This window comes from Altericroceibacterium indicum, assembly GCF_009828105.1.
Classification (GTDB): Bacteria; Pseudomonadota; Alphaproteobacteria; order Sphingomonadales; family Sphingomonadaceae; genus Altericroceibacterium; species Altericroceibacterium indicum.
This window is the reverse complement of record NZ_WTYQ01000001.1, coordinates 926,470-943,873: the sequence shown is the minus strand read 5'-3', so window position 1 is coordinate 943,873 and position 17,404 is coordinate 926,470. Positions and strand designations below refer to the sequence as shown.

The following is a 17,404-nucleotide window of genomic DNA, read 5'->3' as shown; positions in this document are numbered from 1 at the left end:
CCCCTCCACTGGCAATCCGGTGGAGGGGTTTTTGATCAATTCCCGAAGGTGCGTTGCCACCAACCGCGCCGTGGCGGGCCGGACAATTCATCCCCATCACCTTCAACACGTGGCTCGGTCGAAGTTGGTTTGGGCGCTGCTGTTGGAGCAGGGCTTTCCGCCGGTGTTGGTTTTACAGTTTCAGCAGTCTTTGCCGGAGCAGGTTTTGCTGTTTCTGTAGCCGGGGCAGGGCCAGTAGGATCTTCTGGCACGATGGCTGACTGACCGTCTTCAACCACTTCTGTCTCAACCTTCTTGCGCCGAGGGCGACGCTTCGGTTTAGGTGCCTCTTGAGCCTCTTCTGTCGCTGTTGTGTTCTCTTCAGCAGGCGTTTCGGTCGTTTCAGCGTCTGCTTTCTTGCGCCGTGGGCGACGCTTGGGCTTTGGCTTTTCTTCGCCTTCTGCTTCCACAGATGCTGCTGTAGTATCAGTGGAAGCCTCTGATTCCTCAGTGATTTCTACCTTTTTCCGCCGTGGCCGACGCTTAGGCTTCGGTGCTTCTTCCACTTCAATGGCGCTAGGCTCTGTTACACTTTTGGCAGAGCTGTCAGCAGGGTCTGCAACGACTGAAATATCGTCTTCAAGTTGTTCGGCAACTTCCGCAATGGCTGTGTTTGGCTCAGAAGAGTTTTCTGAAATTTCTTCAGCATTTTCATTGCCTTCCGATCCATCCTGATCATCACGCCGCTTCCGGCGACGGCCGCCCCGGCGACGGCGCTTGCGCGGTTGTTCCTCGCCATCATCGTCGCTGACAGAGCGATCTTCTGAAGCGTCGTTCTGCTCGGTTTCCTCATCCGAAGAATCCTCGTTCTGCTCCTGCTGATCGTCACTATCCTGAGTGCGTTTCTTCCGGCGGCGGCCACCCCGGCGACGGCGTTTTTTCGGCCGTTCTGCGCCGTCTTCCTCGGAGAATTCCTGCTCTTCCAGATCCTCGTCTTCGTCTTCGAAATCGTCCACTTCGTCATCAACGATAGGGTCGAATTTAGGCGTAGATGTTGGGCGGGGACCGGAGCTGGCAACCCGCATTTTCGCGCCTTCATCCTCGCCTTCGGGAATGACTTCAACACTGACACCATAGCGATCTTCGATTTCCGTCAGATCGGCGCGCTTGGCGTTGAGCATATAGACCGCAGCTTCGGTGGAAGCATAGAGTGTGATGATTGTGCCTTTGCCCTTGGCGGCTTCGTCCTCGATCAGGCGCAGAGCAGAAAGGCCAGCGCTGGAGGCTGTACGGACAAGGCCGGTGCCATCGCAATGTGGGCAAGAACGCGTGGTCGCTTCAAGTACCCCGGTGCGCAAACGCTGGCGACTCATCTCCATCAGGCCGAAGCTTGAAATCCGTCCAACCTGAATGCGGGCACGATCATTCTTGAGCGAATCCTTCATGCACTTTTCGACCTTACGGACATTGGAATTATGTTCCATGTCGATGAAGTCGATCACCACAAGACCAGCCATATCGCGCAAGCGTAATTGGCGAGCGATCTCCTGAGCAGCCTCAATATTGGTCGAAAGCGCGGTCTGCTCGATACCATGCTCCTTAGTGGAGCGGCCCGAGTTGATATCGATTGAAACAAGCGCTTCGGTCGGGTTGATGACCAGATAACCGCCTGATTTCAATTGCACGACCGGGTCATACATGGCTGAAAGCTGATCTTCAGCACCATAGCGCTGAAAAAGAGGCACGGGGTCAGCGTATGCTTTGATACGCCGCACATGGCTTGGCATCAGCAGCTTCATAAACTGCCTTGCAGCCTTGTAACCCGCGTCACCTTCGACCACGACCTCCTCAATCTCACGATTGTAGATGTCACGGATTGCGCGTTTAATAAGGTCACTGTCGGAATGGATGACGGCGGGCGCTGAAGAGGTCATCGTGCGGTTGCGGATCTCGTCCCACAGGCGGGCGAGATAGTCGAAATCGCGTTTGATTTCAGTTTTCGTACGCTGAAGGCCAGCCGTGCGAACGATCAGTCCCATGCTGCGCGGCAGTTCAAGCGAAGAAACGATCTGTTTCAACCGCTTGCGGTCTGCACCGTTAGATATCTTGCGTGAAATCCCGCCGCCATGGCTGGAATTTGGCATTAATACGCAATAGCGGCCAGCCAGGCTGAGATACGAAGTAAGGGCTGCACCCTTATTGCCACGTTCTTCCTTTACGACCTGAACAAGCAAAACCTGACGGCGATGAATGACGTCCTGAATTTTGTAGCGACGGCGCAGGGCCTGTCGCTTAGCACGCAACTCGTCCATTTCCTTGCTGCGAGAACCGCCCTGACGACGTGCCTGAGGCCGACGACCACGACCACGACGATTCCTGCGGCCGTTGTTTTCGCTATCGTCGTCTTCATCGCTCGTTTCATCAGCTTCGCCGTCAAGCTGGCCATCTTCTATAGTGGCGACATGATCTTTTTCAGACGTATCGATTTCCTCAACGCCAGCGTCTTCATTATCGTGATCATCATTTCCATCATCGGAAATATCATCATCACCATCTTCTTCGGCGCGAAGGGCAGCTTCTTCCTCTGCATGTGCCTGCTCTTCTGCAAGCAAGGCTTCACGATCTTCTTTCGGGATTTGATAATAATCTGGATGGATTTCGCTGAAGGCTAGAAAACCGTGGCGATTGCCTCCGAAATCGACAAAAGCAGCCTGCAGGGAAGGTTCAACCCTGGTTACTTTTGCTAGATAAATATTGCCTTTGATCTGCTTATGCTCTGCAGATTCAAAGTCAAACTCCTCAATGCGGTTTCCTTTGAGGACCGCCACCCGCGTTTCTTCCGGGTGGCGCGCATCGACTAACATGCGCGTTGCCATTTATTATTCTCCGAGCGCGCGACGTCCTGCTCACTATACGTGGTGCCGGGGCAAGAAGCCCGGCCGCTTTATCTGATAGGAGGGCGCGCGCAAATGTTGGGGTTCCGCTGATTGTGAGGCACTTTGCCTTCATTTTCGCGAAAGTGTTAATGACGCCGCAGCCTCTATTGGCAGCGGTGGGATCAAATGTTTCGGCCATCAATGGAAGGCGCAGGATTACTGTCTGCGCGTCTGCCTGCGTCACTGCCGCGACGCTAGCATCAAGCTGCGGCGGGACTGACGGGCTAGAACTTCTCATTGTGGCATCAACCTGTACGAAGCCGGGATATTTTGCCCGGATAAAGCCGGGCGGTTTTATGCCCGGTATGCTTTTGCTAGCATTGAGTTGAAAATCGAGCAACCTTGTTGCGCATCTTGGTAAAATTACCCTATCCGTCTCGCTATCATATTTTTACCCGTTTTGCACAAGTATTGCCTTCAGGATGAGTTACCGCCTTCAAATAGTGTTGGTTTTCCTGGGGCCTTTGTTGGTTCTGCTACTGCTTGCCTTACTGGCATCCCAGATAATTCAATCCCGTAGTGTGCCAGCCTATGTGATACGCCTCGACTTGCCTCTGGTAGGTGCGACCGTTAATCTTCCCAATGTGGAGGGGCCGCAAGGTCCGATGCGTCCGCTGATTGTCATTGATGCGGGGCATGGGGGCCATGATCCGGGCGCCAACGGATCTGGCGTGCTGGAGAAGACCCTAACACTTCAGTTGGCAAAGTCGCTGCGTAAGGAACTGCTTGAGCAAGGAGGGTTTCGTGTCGCGTTAACGCGCGATAATGATAGCTTTCTTGTGGTGGAAGAGCGTTTCGCAATGGCACGCAAGCTGAGAGCCAATTTGTTCATTTCATTGCATGCAGATTCCGCCGGTCCGGAATCTTCATTGGGAGGGGCGAGCGTTTACACTCTCTCCACGAAAGCTTCGAGCGAAGCGGCAGCTCGCTTTGCCTCACGTGAGAACGCCGAGAGTGAGGTCAATGGCGCATTGCTAAAAGGTCAGGACGATGAAGTCAGTTCCATTTTGGTGGAACTGTCGCAACGCCATACTCAAGAACGCTCGGTTGAATTCGCTGAGTTGATTTTACGCGAGGGTCATAAGGACATTCACTTTTTGAATTCTCCTCTTCGCTCTGCAGCCTTGCGGGTTTTACGCGCACCTGATGTTCCATCTGTTTTGTATGAAGCGGGTTTTATTACCAATCCAGCGGATGAAAAAACGCTGGCATCCTCAAAGGGACAGCAAAACGTGGCTGAGGTACTGGCGCGCGCAATTCGCGTTTATTTCATCCGCCATCCTGTTAGCGAAACGACTGGAAGTTAGTCAGTTTGAGCCTTATTCTGAGGTGGCATAGCTTTTGTGGAAAGGGGGAAACCCCGTCCTTTGCAGCTTCAATCTGGCGCTAGGTCAATTTTGCGTGCTATGGGCTCAGCCCATGTCCGATAATGAACTGAGCACCGGCGAGTATTTTCGCTACCGTATTCGGCGCGACACGCACGGTGTCCTTGCTTTCTTCTCTGAAAATTGGCGCAAACGCCGTCTGTTCCGTTGGGGCGCGATTCTTGCCGCTCTTGGGGTGATTGGCTTGATAGGCGGGTGGGTTATGGTCGTCCGCGATATGCCTGACGCCAAGACTTTGCTCGATTATGAACCCCCTTTGCCAACGGTCGTTCGTGGAATTGATGGTGAAATTGTCCATAGTTTTGCACGTGAACGGCGTGTGCAATTGCAATTTCAGGATTTTCCACCGCAATTGGTGAACGCTTACACTTCGGCTGAAGATAAGACTTTTTGGACCCATGGCGGGGTGGATTACACCGGTCTTGCTGGCGCAGTTGTCGATTATATCAGCAAAATGGGCTCCGGTGAGCGGGCGCGGGGCGGTTCAACGATTACTCAGCAGGTCGCCAAGAACATCCTGGTCGGTAATGAATATTCGCTAACCCGCAAGCTGAAGGAAATGATACTTGCAAGCCGGATCGAAGGTGTTCTGACTAAAAAACAGATTATGGAGCTGTATCTCAACGAGATTCCGCTGGGTCGTCGCAGCTTTGGTGTTCAAGCAGCCGCGCGGGCTTATTTCGATAAGGATGTTGGCGATCTCGATCTGCATGAAATGGCCTTTTTGGCCGTTTTGCCTAAGGCGCCGGAAACCTACAGCCGGAAAAAGCATGCAGCAGCGGCGCTTACTCGCCGTAACTGGGTGCTCGATCAGATGGTAGCCAATGGTCACATTACCGCAGCGCAGGCCGCCGCTGCAAAAAGCAAGCCACTGGGCTTGATTGACCATGCACCGGAAGCTCGATCTGCGGATGCAGGTTATTTTCTGGAAGAGGTGCGCCGGCAACTGATTGCTAAATATGGCGAGAAGGCGGAAGACGGACCGCATAGCGTCTATGCAGGTGGCCTGTGGGTTCGCACCTCGCTCGATACAGAACTGCAAAAGGCTGCTCAAGACAGTCTGCGTGCTGGACTTTTGCGCTACCATGCCAACCGTGGTTGGCGTGGGCCAATTGCGACAATTAATGTTTCGGATGGCGGTTGGCAGAGTCAGTTGGCTAGTTCATACCTCTCAATCAATTACAAGAACTGGCGGGTTGGGGTTGTCACAAGGCGCAACGGTAGTGCGGCCACTATCGGGTTTACCGATGGCAAGGAATATCCGCTCACAAACCTTCCAGATGCTCTGAAAGCAGGGGACGTGATTGTTGCTTCGCCGGAGGGCAGCAATTATCGCGTTCAAACTGTCCCTGAAGTATCTGGCGGGTTTCTTGCACAGAATCCCAATACAGGCCGCATCCTTGCCATGCAGGGTGGGTTTGATTTCCATTTGGGATCTTTCAACCGGGCAACGCAGGCTGACCGGCAACCAGGTTCAACGATCAAACCATTCGTTTATGCCACAGGTCTCGATCACGGCTTTACCCCTGCAACCATGGTGCCGGACAGCACATATTGTTTCTATCAGGGCGCTAATCTTGGGGAGAAGTGCTTCCGGAATTATGGTGGCCGTTCCGGTGGTGAGCATACGATGCGCTGGGGACTTGAGCAGTCCCGCAATCTGATGACTATCCATGTGGCGATGGATTCTGGCATGAATAATGTTGTTAATACCATCAATCGCGTGGGTATCGGTAAATATAAGCCTTATCCATCCTTCGCGTTGGGTGCTGGCGACACCACTGTTCTTAAAATGGTGAATGCCTATTCCGCACTGGTCAATCATGGCCTTCAACATCAGCCAACTGTTATTGATTATGTGCAGGACCGTCACGGTAAGGTAATTTGGCGCGCAGACACCCGCGACTGCTCAGGCTGCAATATGCCAGAATGGGATGGCAAACCGATGCCCCGTCTGGCGCAAAAGGGTAAGCAGGTGCTTGATCCGAGAACGGCCTATCAAACCGTTCATATGCTTGAGGGTGTCGTTCAGCGTGGTACAGCGGTTGTACTTCGCGACCTCAATATGCCACTTTTCGGGAAGACCGGGACGACGACTGGCCCGACCAATGTTTGGTTTGTTGGTGGATCACCAGATATTGTCGCGGGCGTTTATATGGGTTTCGATAAACCTCGTAACATGGGTGGCTATGCGCAGGGCGGCACTTATGCAGCGCCAATCTTCAAACAGTTCGTGCAGGAAACTCGTAATGAATGGTCGGGTCGTCCGTTCCTCGCTCCGGAAGGGGTGCGTATGGTTCGGATTGACAGACGTACAGGGCGTCGTGTGTTTGACGCATGGCCGAGCAACGAACCGCTAGCTTCTGTGATTTGGGAGGCTTTCAAACCCGATACAGAGCCGCGCCGCAATGCGCGACAGGATGAAATCGATGCCTTGCGTGAACTGGCGATCTCACAATTGCGCCGCAGTGAAGAGCGGGCGAAAGCTGGGCCAAAGGCGAATAGCGGGGCACCTGGTAACTTTGCTGAAGAGCAGGGTGGTATCTATTGATCGGTTCTCATCACTCCATGCTGGACTTCGGCTTCGGGCGAGTCCATCATGGAGGAATGAAAACTGCATCCCTTGCTTTATTCGGCGGAATCGCACTGTCCTTGTTGGCCACACCTGCTTTGGCTGCTCTCAATGAAGGAGCCAAAGCGCCTGAGTTCAATACGGCTGGTGCCTTGGCGGGTAAGCCTTTCTCATTTGATTTGCAGAAAGCCCTGAAGAAGGGGCCTGTAGTGCTTTATTTCTTCCCAAAAGCTTTCACGCAAGGTTGTACTCTTGAATCCAATGCTTTCGCTCAAGCGATGGGTGATTTCAAGAAAGCTGGCGCGCAAGTGATTGGTCTTTCGGCTGATGATCTGCCCACTCTCAAGCGCTTTTCTACTGAGGAATGCCGTGATGCTTTCCCCGTTGCTCAGGCGACACCATCGATCATCAAATCTTACGATGTATCAATGGTAATGAAAGGCAGTGCGACAGGCCTTACTGACCGCACATCTTATGTTATCGGTCAGGATGGTAAGATTGTGATGGTTCATTCTGATCTTGACTGGCGTCATCACGTTTCGATGACGCTAAAGGCTGTGCAAGCGCTGCACCACTGACAATTCAATACATTTTCAAGTTTTTGAACATGCAGCTCGGTTGTGAGCGTGCTCTGGTCGTTTGTTTGTGGCGTTTTGTGTCGTCACCGACCTCAGATATCCAATCCCTTTTGTGTCGGTCGTTCTTCCTTTAGAGGGGGAGGCGACTAGTTGGAGAATTTGCCATGCGTGCCGAAGGGCAGGCCCAAATTGACCGTATCGAAGCTGCGCTGGCACTAGTGCGTAGGTCGCTTGACTGGGACCGTGCATTGCGCCGTCTCGATGAATTGAACGCACGCGTTGAAGATCCGACCTTGTGGGACAATCCCAAGGAAGCGGAAGCTGTCATGCGTGAGCGCCGCAGGCTGGAAAGCGCTGTTGGTACGGTCAATGAAATCAGGCTAGAAATGGCTGATGCCATTGAATTTGTTGAGCTTGGTGAAGCTGAAGATGATAGTGATACAGTTCAGGAAGGGCTGGATACGCTTGAACGTCTTGCCGTGAGAGCAGATGCTGACAAGGTGCAGGCCCTTTTGTCAGGGGAAGCGGATTCCTATGACACCTATCTTGAAGTTCATGCCGGTGCCGGTGGTACAGAAAGTCAGGATTGGGCTGAAATGCTTCAGCGAATGTATTCTCGCTGGGCAGAACAGCGCGGTTATAAGGTTGAACTGGTCGATTATCATTCCGGTGATCAGGCGGGTATCAAGTCTGCCACTTTGCTCATCAAAGGCGAAAATGCCTACGGCTACGCTAAAACGGAGAGTGGTGTTCATCGCCTTGTCCGGATTAGCCCCTATGACAGTTCAGCCCGTCGCCATACGAGCTTTTCCAGTGTCTGGGTCTACCCTGTGATTGACGATGACATCGATATTGATGTTAACGAAAGTGACTTGAGGATCGACACCTATCGTGCCAGTGGCGCAGGTGGCCAGCATGTTAACACTACGGACTCTGCTGTTCGCATCACCCACCTTCCTTCCGGTATTGTGGTTGCAAGTCAGAACGATCGTTCGCAGCATAAAAACCGTGCGACAGCTATGAACATGCTGAAGGCGCGGCTTTATGAAGCTGAAATGCAGCGGCGTGAAGCGGAAGCTTCTGGTGAATATCAGGAAAAGACGGAAATTGGCTGGGGCCACCAGATTCGATCTTATGTTTTGCAGCCTTATCAGATGGTTAAAGATTTACGTACAGGCGTCATTTCTACGAGTCCCGGCGATGTGCTTGATGGAAAGATCGATGAGTTCATTGCAGCAGCTTTAGCGCAGCGCGTAACGGGTGAAACGGTTGAAGTGGAAGACGTCGATTGATTGGCAGGTTAACCCTCGCTGCTTCGCTCACGCTGTTTTGTACTGCGTGCGATAGCAATAAGGGTGATACCGACCGTCTTGCGACGGCTCGAGACTTCCCCCGTGCCTATCGTCCTGTTTCCCAAGGCGGGGAAAGCTCTTTCTCATCTGAGGAAACGCGCGATGATCGGCGGGAAGCTGCAACCGTAATGGCGCTGGCCAATATCAAGCCGGGCATGACCGTTGCTGACATTGGTGCGGGTGAGGGCTATTACACCGTCCGGTTAGCTGAAAAGGTCGGCGAATCCGGCCGGGTATTAGCGCAAGACATTGATCCGGAGGTAGTGAGCCAGCTTGGTGATCGTGTTGAACGTGAACGTTTGGATAATGTATCGATTAAGCTGGGAAGTGAAGATGACCCCAGACTGCCAAAGGGCAGTTTTGACAGAATATTTCTCGTACACATGTATCATGAGGTGTCAGAGCCCTACGCTTTTCTTTGGCGTTTACGGCCTGCTTTGCGAAAAGGCGGTCAGGTCGTGGTGGTCGATATTGACCGCCCAACAGCGGATCATGGGATTGACCCGCGCTTACTCTTTTGTGAATTCGAACAAGTGGGCTTCCGCCTGGTGGAATTTGTCCGTAAACCCGAACTTGCAGGGTATTATGCCCAGTTCGAGGCAGTGGGCAAAAGGCCTCAGCCTGAAGCGATAGAACCCTGCAGCCAGCCCGGCGAAAGGGACGACAACGTCGCCGCTTAGCGGTAACGATAGGATGGAAAATGTCTTTTAAAGGTTTACGGCCGATTAAGTATGCCGGTCGGGAAGTCTGGCCATTGGTAGAGGGTGGCAAAGGTGTTTCGGCAACGAATCACGCGAGTTCTGGTGCTTGGGCTGCTGCCGGAGGTATTGGTACGATCAGTGCGGTCAATGCCGACAGCTATGACGCTGAAGGAAAAATTGTTCCTCAGGTCTATGAGCAATTGACCCGTAAAGAGCGCCACCAGCAATTGATCCGCTATGCAATTGATGGCGCAGTGGCTCAGGTTAAGCGAGCGCATGATATTGCCGGAGGCAGGGGGGCGCTTAACATCAACGTTCTTTGGGAAATGGGCGGTGCTCAGGAAGTGCTGGAAGGCGTGCTTGAGCAGACTCCTGGTCTTGTTCAGGGCGTGACTTGTGGTGCGGGTATGCCTTACAAACTGGCGGAAATCGCAGCTCGGTTTAACGTTTGCTATCTGCCTATCGTAAGTTCTGGCCGGGCGTTTCGTGCGCTTTGGAAGCGGTCTTATCATAAAGTTGCCGATTTGATGGCGGCGGTTGTATACGAAGACCCTTGGCTTGCTGGTGGGCATAATGGCCTTTCCAACGCTGAAGATCCTACGAAACCGGAAGATCCCTTTCCCCGCGTGAAAGCTTTGCGTGATGTCATGCGCAAAGAAGGCATTTCCGATGATGTGCCGATTGTAATGGCCGGCGGCGTCTGGTTTCTGCGAGAGTGGCAGGATTGGATCGATAATCCTGAGCTTGGTACGATTGCTTTTCAATACGGCACACGGCCGCTGTTGACGCATGAAAGCCCTATTCCACAAGGCTGGAAGGACGCTCTTCGTGAACTGGAGCCCGGTGATGTGCTTCTGCACCGCTTTTCGCCGACTGGCTTTTATAGTTCGGCTGTTCGAAATCCATTCCTGCGTAGCCTTGAGGGGCGCTCAGAGCGGCAGATTCCTTACTCTCGCGTAGAGGCCGGCGAACATACCGTGCAGCTTGATGTGGGCGTGAAGGGCAAGAATTTTTGGGTCACCCCGAAAGATCGTGAAAGAGCGCGCGCTTGGGTTGCTGAGGGCCATAGCGATGCGCTGAAAACCCCTGACGATACTGTCATTTTTGTAAATTCAGAAGAGCGTGGCCAAATCCGGCAGGATCAGGCCGATTGCATGGGCTGCCTGTCCCATTGCAGCTTCTCTTCATGGAAAGATCATGATGACTTCACCACTGGCCGACTGGCTGATCCACGCAGCTTTTGTATCCAAAAGACCCTTCAAGACATTGCTCATGGTGGCAATGTTGACGAAAATCTGATGTTTGCTGGCCACGCAGCCTATCGCTTTAAGCAAGATCCTTTTTATTCCAATAACTTCACGCCAACTGTTAAGGAATTGGTTGATCGTATTTTGACCGGCGACTGATTTTTTCTGGCAAGCACTTTTCAATTTCAAAAGGCTGGCGAAGGGTTTTAAATCCTTTGCCAGCCTTTTGTTTTAGAAGGATAATCTGTAATCATTCGGCTGTCAGGTCTGCATCTCTTTCTTCTTTTTCGCTGACCCTCATGGGGAGAAATAGGGACACTGCAAGAGACGCCAAAGCGCTCACAACAGCACCATAAAGTGCTATAACAGTGACACAAAGGAGCTGAACGCCAAATGCGGTCCAAACAGATACGTCTTCTGGCAGGCCTGTCCCACCCATCTGGGAACTCGTGAAAATACCCGCGCAAATCATTCCAACAGCTCCGCCAACACCATGGAGCGCAAAGATATTGAGTGTGTCATCAATTTGGAATTTGGCTTTGAGCAAGCGGGCAAAGCTATAGCAGCATAGTGCACCGGCCGGGCCTATCAGCATGGCTGCCAGAGGCGAGACGAACAGCGCTGCTGAGCTAATGGTGATGAGGCCGGAGAGGAGGCCGCTGGCAAAACCGCTCAGTGATATTTTGCCAAGGAATATTCTTTCCATTGCGATCCATGTCAGTGCGGCGGTGCAGGAGGCCATATGCATGTTGATGATGGCACTGGAGGCATCATCCGTTGCTGCCAATGCAGAGCCTCCAACCATCCCGAACCACCCGAGCCAGATGAGCCCTGCGCCTGCCAGAGTTGTAGCCGGGGAGCGAGGTGGGGGTGTGACGCCACTTTCGCGAAAAGCAATTCCTTTCCCCATTAGCAATGCGATGACGATTGCCGAAATCCCGGCAGTGAGGTGAACCACTGATCCACCAGCGAAATCAATCACGCCAAGCGATGCCATCCAGCCACCACCCCATACCCAATGGGCAACCGGCGCATAAATCAGCAGGCTCCATATGGCGGTAAAGCAAATTGCCCAGGATAGCCGAGCGCGGCCAGCCCATGCACCGAGCATGATGATCGGGCCAAGCAGGGCGAAGCCCAGTTCAAACAGAACGAAAGTGCTTTCAGGAATGCGCGTTGCCGCGCGCAAACTCCCCAATTCCTTCAGCATCGCGGCATTGCCTGCGCCAATCCAGCCATTGCTGACAAAGCCGAAGGCCAAGGTGTAGCCGATTGCGACCCACAGGAGCGAAACAACGGCCGCAATAATCGCGATCTGGGTCAATAATGAATGGAAGATCCGGCGTTTGACCTGACCGCCATAATAGAATGCAAATCCGGGAATGGCAGCAAACAAAATCAGTGCTGAACAGGTAAGGAGCCAGGCTGTATCACCGCTGTCATTCACAGCAGCATAGGGCGATTGAGCAAGAGCCGCAGTAGAGCTAGCGGCAATTCCCAATCCCGCGGCAAGCCGGTATCTCATTATTATTAAACCTCTTCCGTGCATGCTGATTTTTTTAGGCTAGGCTAGTGTAATTGTCGTTCTGAGCAAGCGGTTGCCGCGATTGCGATACTGAATTTCTTTCTTGCCCGGAATGGTACGCCTTCCACTTGCTGGCCAATTGGCTGAACCCGCCAGTTCTTCTCCAAGCGGCGCTTGAAGTGCAACGTGCACTCACGCTAAAGCATTGCTTATGTATCGCCGTTTACGAAACTTCGTGTCTGCCACGCTCTTACTGACAGTCTTTGCCACCGGTTCTCTTGCCGCGCAGGACCGTGAAGTCCCTTATTGGGCGTCGATGCGCGCCGATGAAGTGAATATGCGGGTTGGGCCCAGTGAAAGCTACCAGGTGGATTGGGTATATCACCGCGCTAAACTGCCGATGAAAGTCGTCAGATTGAAGGAGGGCTGGCGTCTGGTGCAAGATCCCGATGGCGCGCAAGGCTGGATCGTGGCCCGTTTGCTCAGTCCTGAGCGCTCAGCTCTGGTGATTGGTAAGGGGCTTGCCGCGATGCGGGCGGATGCCGATGCGAATTCCGGCTTGCGATGGAATGTGGAGCCGGGCGCTGTTGGGATGCTTGGTGAATGCCAGAATGGCTGGTGCCGCATGGATATTGAAGGTCACAAGGGCTGGATGGAAGAAAAGCGTTTATGGGGTGCGGGTGCTCCGTAAGAGAAACACCCGCCAAGCCATTCAATAATTAGATCATTTCTACCGCAACGGCAGTGGCTTCGCCGCCGCCGATGCAGAGGCTGGCAATGCCCTTTTTCTTGCCTTGCTGCTTCAGTGCGTTGATCAATGTCACCAGAATACGGCTGCCGCTGGCCCCGATGGGGTGGCCCAGAGCTGTTGCGCCGCCGTTCACATTGACCTTCTCATGCGGCAGATCGAGATCCTTCATTGCAAACATTGCTACGCAAGCAAAGGCTTCATTAATCTCGAACAGGTCAACTTCGTCCTTGGACCAACCGGTCTTTTTAAGCAGCTTTTCAATCGCGCCCACAGGAGCGGTGGTGAAAGCCTTCGGGTCATGGGCATGCGCGCTCATGCCGACGATGCGAGCGATAGGGGCAAGGCCCTGATCTTTGGCAACCGATTCCCGTGTGAGGACCATGGCCGCCGCGCCATCGGAGATCGAAGAAGAGGTTGCGGCAGTGATCGTGCCATCCTTGGCGAATGCCGGGCGCAGCTGCGGGATTTTGTCCGGGCGGCCTTTACCGGGCTGTTCGTCTGTATCGACAACCACATCACCTTTACGGTCCTTGATGGTAACTGGAACGACTTCATCAGCAAATGCGCCGCTTTCAATCGCCTTGTTGGCGCGGGCGAGTGATTCGATGGAGAAATCATCCATCTGTTCGCGGGTGAGGGAATATTCGTCAGCCGTCGTCTGCGCGAAGGAGCCCATGGCAGCGCCAGCGTCATAAGCATCTTCAAGTCCGTCGAGGAACATATGGTCATAGGCCATATCATGTCCGATCCGGGCACCTGAGCGGTGCTTCTTGAGGAGGTATGGCGCATTGGTCATGCTTTCCATGCCGCCCGCAATGACGAAACTGACCGAGCCGGAAGCCAGAGCTTCTGACCCCATAATCACTGTCTGCATACCGGAGCCACAGACTTTATTCACCGTGGTGGCTTCAACACTCTTGGGAAGGTCTGCCTTGAGGGCTGCCTGACGAGCAGGAGCCTGCCCGAGGCCTGCCGGGAGGACGCAACCCATATAGATGCGGTCAATATGGCTGCCATCTACGCCAGCGCGCTCTACTGCCGCTTTGACGGCGGTTGCGCCAAGGTCAGTAGCGCTTGCGCCGGAAAGAGAGCCCTGCATCGCACCCATCGGTGTTCGTGCGTAAGAAAGAATAACGATTGGATCATTTTCGGAAAAGACGGACATGTGGTTTTAACGCCTCTCATTTGCTGAAGGTTTTGCAGCGTTTGATGGTCTATAAACATGGGGTGATAAAAGCAAATTACACCCATTTTTGACGCTGTTATTGCGGGCCATTCGCAACAACACGAAAATTGCTTGCTGTGCCCTTGAACAGCGGGGCAGGTGGGATTAGGGCGCACACAACCGAACGTAACAGTCGAGTCAGAACTTGGTCGATCTCACGCAATATCTGCCGATCCTAATTTTCCTTGTCATTGCACTGGGGCTTTCAGGATTGTTTGTTTTCCTGCCGATGGGTGTGTCCCGTCTGACTGGTGCCCATAAGCCCAGCAAGGACAAGCTTGCTGAATATGAATGTGGCTTCCCGGCTTTTGAAGATTCGCGTCATCAGTTTGATGTGCGTTTTTATCTGGTCGCGATTCTCTTCATCATATTCGATCTTGAAGCTGCCTTTCTGTTCCCTTGGGCAGTCAGCCTTGATCTGACTGGCTGGGCTGGCTGGATCACCATGATGGTGTTCCTTGGCGAATTGCTTATTGGCTTCGCCTATGCCTGGAAGAAAGGAGCGTTGGAATGGGAATGAGCGAAACAGTTCCTGCGGCACGGCCGGGCGAAATACGCCAGCCTGATCAGGACTATTTTCAGGCCCTGTCCACGGAAGTGAACGACAAGGGCTTTCTTGTCACAAGTACGGAAGAGCTGTTCCAATGGGCCCGCACCGGTTCATTGTGGTGGATGACTTTCGGCCTCGCTTGCTGCGCGGTGGAAATGATCCATGTGAACATGCCTCGTTATGACATGGAACGTTTCGGCGCTGCACCGCGCGCTTCTCCGCGTCAGAGCGACGTGATGATCGTGGCCGGTACGCTGTGCAACAAGATGGCTCCGGCGCTGCGCAAGGTCTATGACCAGATGTCGTCCCCGAAATATGTCATTTCGATGGGGTCTTGCGCCAATGGCGGCGGTTATTACCACTATAGCTATTCTGTGGTGCGTGGCTGTGATCGGGTGGTGCCGGTGGATATCTATATCCCAGGTTGCCCTCCGACAGCCGAAGCGCTGTTGTATGGCGTGATGCAGTTGCAGCGGAAAATCCGCCGCTCTGGCACGATAGAGCGGTAAGGAAAAGCAATGGCTACTGTCCTTCATTCCGCCCCCAAATTCACTCCCGCTGAGGACGTGAAGGATGCAATTGTTGCATCCCTCGGGGCTGTGCTGCTCGAAGCTAAGATCGTCCATGAAGAGCTGGTTCTCACCGTAAAGCGTGAAAGCATCGAAGATGTCATCCGCACTTTACGTGATGAGCATGAATATCAGCAGCTCATGGAAATGGCCGGGGTGGATTATCCGCAGCGGCTTGAGCGCTTCGAAGTTGTTTACATGCTGCTGTCGGTAACGAAAAATCATCGCCTGCTGGTGAAAGTCAGCACTGATGAAAATACGCCGGTGCCGACAGTGACCAATCTGTTCCCCTGTGCAGGCTGGCTCGAACGCGAAGTGTTCGACATGTATGGTGTGCTTTTTCAGGGCAACACGGATCTGCGCCGCATCCTCACTGACTATGGCTTTGAAGGGCATCCTTTCCGCAAGGATTTCCCGCTGTCTGGCTATCAGGAAGTGCGTTATTCTGAAGAAGAAAAGCGCGTCGTCTATGAGCCGGTGACACTGGCGCAGGATTTCCGCAGCTTTGACTTTATGAGCCCGTGGGAAGGCGCAGAATATGTGCTGCCCGGTGATGAAAAGGCTGACGCTCCCAAGAGCGATGCGCCCAAAACCACCGAAAAGCCTTCCGATACTGGCGCTGGCAAAGCGACGGATGCCAAGGCTGCCGAGAAAAAGAGCCATGCTGCTCCTGCCCAGACAGATAAGGGCAAGGATGCAAGCGGCGCTCCCGATGCGACAGAGGATCGTCCCGGCAAGGCGCCTCGCGAAGGTGATACGACTGACACCAAGTCGGCCACCGAAGTCGATAAGGACAAGAGCGGGTCATGAGCTTTACAGTAGAAGAATCGCCCACCACGGTCGGCGATGAAGCGATCACCAACTACACGATCAACTTTGGTCCGCAGCATCCTGCGGCTCACGGCGTGCTGCGGCTCGTCATGGAGTTGGACGGGGAAATTATCGAGCGGATCGATCCGCATGTGGGCCTGCTTCATCGCGGCACTGAAAAGCTGATCGAATATAAGACCTATCTTCAGGCGCTCCCGTACTTCGATCGTCTCGATTATTGTTCACCGCTGTGCATGGAACATTCCTATGTTCTGGCGGTCGAAAAGATGTTGAACGTCGAGGTTCCGCTGCGCGCGCAATATCTGCGTGTTCTGTTTGCGGAATTGACGCGTATTTCCAACCACATGCTCAACATTGGCAGCCACGTCATGGACGTTGGCGCGATGACCCCGAACCTGTGGCTGTTTGAAATTCGCGAAGACTGCCTCAATTTCTTTGAACGTGCATCAGGCGCCCGGATGCACAGTGCATGGTTCCGTCCCGGCGGTGTGCATCAGGATGTGCCGTTGAAGCTGCTTACCGACATTGGTGACTGGCTCGATACGCGCCTGCCTGAACTGTTCAACGATGCGATGAGCCTCGTGGTGGACAATCGCATTTTCAAACAGCGCAATGTCGATATCGCCATTGTCAGCAAGGAAGATGCACTGGCATGGGGCTTCTCCGGTCCAATGATCCGCGGCGCGGGCATCCCTTGGGATATCCGCAAGAGCCAGCCATATGATGTCTATGACCGAATGGATTTTGAAATCCCGGTTGGCACCAATGGCGATTGCTATGATCGTATGATGGTTCGGGTGGAAGAAGTCCGCCAGTCCGCCAAGATCATGAAGCAGTGCCTGGCTGAAATGCCTGAAGGTCCGGTGCATACGTCTGACCGCAAGGTTTCTCCGCCCCTTCGCGGTGAAATGAAGCAATCGATGGAAGCGCTGATCCATCATTTCAAGCTTTACACCGAAGGCTTCCATGTTCCCGCTGGCGAAACCTATGTCGCCACGGAAAGCCCGAAGGGTGAATTTGGCGTCTATCTGGTATCTGACGGGTCCAACAAGCCGTATCGCTGCAAGATCCGCCCAACTGCATTCAGCCACCTTCAGGCGATGGAATTCATGAGCAAGGGCCATATGTTGCCCGACGCGACTGCTATTCTGGGTGCGATGGATATCGTGTTCGGGGAGTGTGACCGTTGAGCAAGCTTGCCAC

At 53.5% G+C, this 17,404-nt stretch carries 14 protein-coding genes; 11 read left to right on the top strand and 3 right to left on the bottom strand.

What is annotated here, in order from left to right; all coding sequences use genetic code 11:
* Positions 1 to 35: 35 nt before the first annotated feature.
* Complete coding sequence (locus GRI39_RS04600) at positions 36 to 2,855, bottom strand: Rne/Rng family ribonuclease (RefSeq protein ID WP_160738460.1); 2,820 nt, start codon at positions 2,853 to 2,855, stop codon at positions 36 to 38.
* A 482-nt stretch (positions 2,856 to 3,337) separates the two neighbouring features.
* On the opposite strand from GRI39_RS04600, the gene GRI39_RS04595 reads away from it, so the two are divergent.
* The 6 genes from GRI39_RS04595 to GRI39_RS04570 all read left to right on the top strand — a co-directional run bounded on the left by GRI39_RS04595 (position 3,338) and on the right by GRI39_RS04570 (position 10,909).
* Positions 3,338 to 4,222 carry an N-acetylmuramoyl-L-alanine amidase family protein gene (locus GRI39_RS04595; protein WP_160738459.1) on the top strand — a complete coding sequence of 295 codons (885 nt, stop codon included), beginning with the start codon at positions 3,338 to 3,340 and terminating at the stop codon, positions 4,220 to 4,222.
* Positions 4,223 to 4,334: 112 nt separating this feature from the next.
* Complete coding sequence (locus GRI39_RS04590) at positions 4,335 to 6,851, top strand: penicillin-binding protein 1A (RefSeq protein WP_160738458.1); 2,517 nt, start codon at positions 4,335 to 4,337, stop codon at positions 6,849 to 6,851.
* Between the two features lie 56 nt (positions 6,852 to 6,907).
* Positions 6,908 to 7,450, top strand: coding sequence for a peroxiredoxin (locus GRI39_RS04585; protein ID WP_160738457.1), 543 nt, complete (start codon positions 6,908 to 6,910; stop codon positions 7,448 to 7,450).
* A 164-nt stretch (positions 7,451 to 7,614) separates the two neighbouring features.
* A complete protein-coding gene (prfB, locus tag GRI39_RS04580) occupies positions 7,615 to 8,742 on the top strand; it encodes a peptide chain release factor 2 (protein WP_160738456.1) in 1,128 nt (375 codons plus the stop codon).
* Complete coding sequence (locus GRI39_RS04575; protein WP_160738455.1) at positions 8,739 to 9,482, top strand: class I SAM-dependent methyltransferase; 744 nt, start codon at positions 8,739 to 8,741, stop codon at positions 9,480 to 9,482. Before prfB ends, GRI39_RS04575 begins: the two co-directional genes overlap by 4 nt.
* Before the next feature lie 20 nt (positions 9,483 to 9,502).
* Entirely contained in the window at positions 9,503 to 10,909 is a 1,407-nt protein-coding gene (locus tag GRI39_RS04570) for an NAD(P)H-dependent flavin oxidoreductase (protein WP_160738454.1), read from the top strand.
* A 91-nt stretch (positions 10,910 to 11,000) separates the two neighbouring features.
* Here the strand turns inward: GRI39_RS04570 and GRI39_RS04565 are convergent, their stop codons facing one another.
* Positions 11,001 to 12,275 (bottom strand): ammonium transporter, encoded by a 1,275-nt coding sequence (locus GRI39_RS04565; RefSeq protein ID WP_160738453.1) that lies wholly within the window; start codon positions 12,273 to 12,275, stop codon positions 11,001 to 11,003.
* A 211-nt stretch (positions 12,276 to 12,486) separates the two neighbouring features.
* Between GRI39_RS04565 and GRI39_RS04560 the strand changes: the two genes are divergently transcribed.
* Positions 12,487 to 12,966, top strand: coding sequence for an SH3 domain-containing protein (locus GRI39_RS04560; RefSeq protein ID WP_160738452.1), 480 nt, complete (start codon positions 12,487 to 12,489; stop codon positions 12,964 to 12,966).
* A gap of 28 nt (positions 12,967 to 12,994) precedes the next feature.
* On the opposite strand, the gene GRI39_RS04555 is transcribed toward GRI39_RS04560, so the two are convergent.
* The gene (locus GRI39_RS04555) at positions 12,995 to 14,191 is read right to left on the bottom strand and encodes an acetyl-CoA C-acyltransferase (RefSeq protein WP_160738451.1); all 1,197 of its coding nucleotides are present in this window, start codon (positions 14,189 to 14,191) and stop codon (positions 12,995 to 12,997) included.
* A gap of 205 nt (positions 14,192 to 14,396) precedes the next feature.
* On the opposite strand from GRI39_RS04555, the gene ndhC reads away from it, so the two are divergent.
* From ndhC to GRI39_RS04535, 4 genes are read left to right on the top strand one after another with little or no spacing between them, the layout of a single operon-like run.
* On the top strand, positions 14,397 to 14,771 hold the full coding sequence (gene ndhC, locus GRI39_RS04550) for an NADH-quinone oxidoreductase subunit A (protein WP_160738450.1): 375 nt from the start codon (positions 14,397 to 14,399) through the stop codon (positions 14,769 to 14,771).
* The gene (locus GRI39_RS04545) at positions 14,762 to 15,310 is read left to right on the top strand and encodes a NuoB/complex I 20 kDa subunit family protein (RefSeq protein ID WP_160738449.1); all 549 of its coding nucleotides are present in this window, start codon (positions 14,762 to 14,764) and stop codon (positions 15,308 to 15,310) included. The genes ndhC and GRI39_RS04545 overlap by 10 nt, the downstream gene beginning before the upstream one ends.
* Positions 15,311 to 15,319: 9 nt before the next feature.
* Positions 15,320 to 16,180, top strand: coding sequence for an NADH-quinone oxidoreductase subunit C (locus tag GRI39_RS04540; RefSeq protein ID WP_160738448.1), 861 nt, complete (start codon positions 15,320 to 15,322; stop codon positions 16,178 to 16,180).
* Positions 16,177 to 17,391 carry an NADH-quinone oxidoreductase subunit D gene (locus tag GRI39_RS04535; RefSeq protein WP_160738447.1) on the top strand — a complete coding sequence of 405 codons (1,215 nt, stop codon included), beginning with the start codon at positions 16,177 to 16,179 and terminating at the stop codon, positions 17,389 to 17,391. The genes GRI39_RS04540 and GRI39_RS04535 overlap by 4 nt, the downstream gene beginning before the upstream one ends.
* The last annotated feature ends 13 nt before the right edge of the window (positions 17,392 to 17,404 follow it).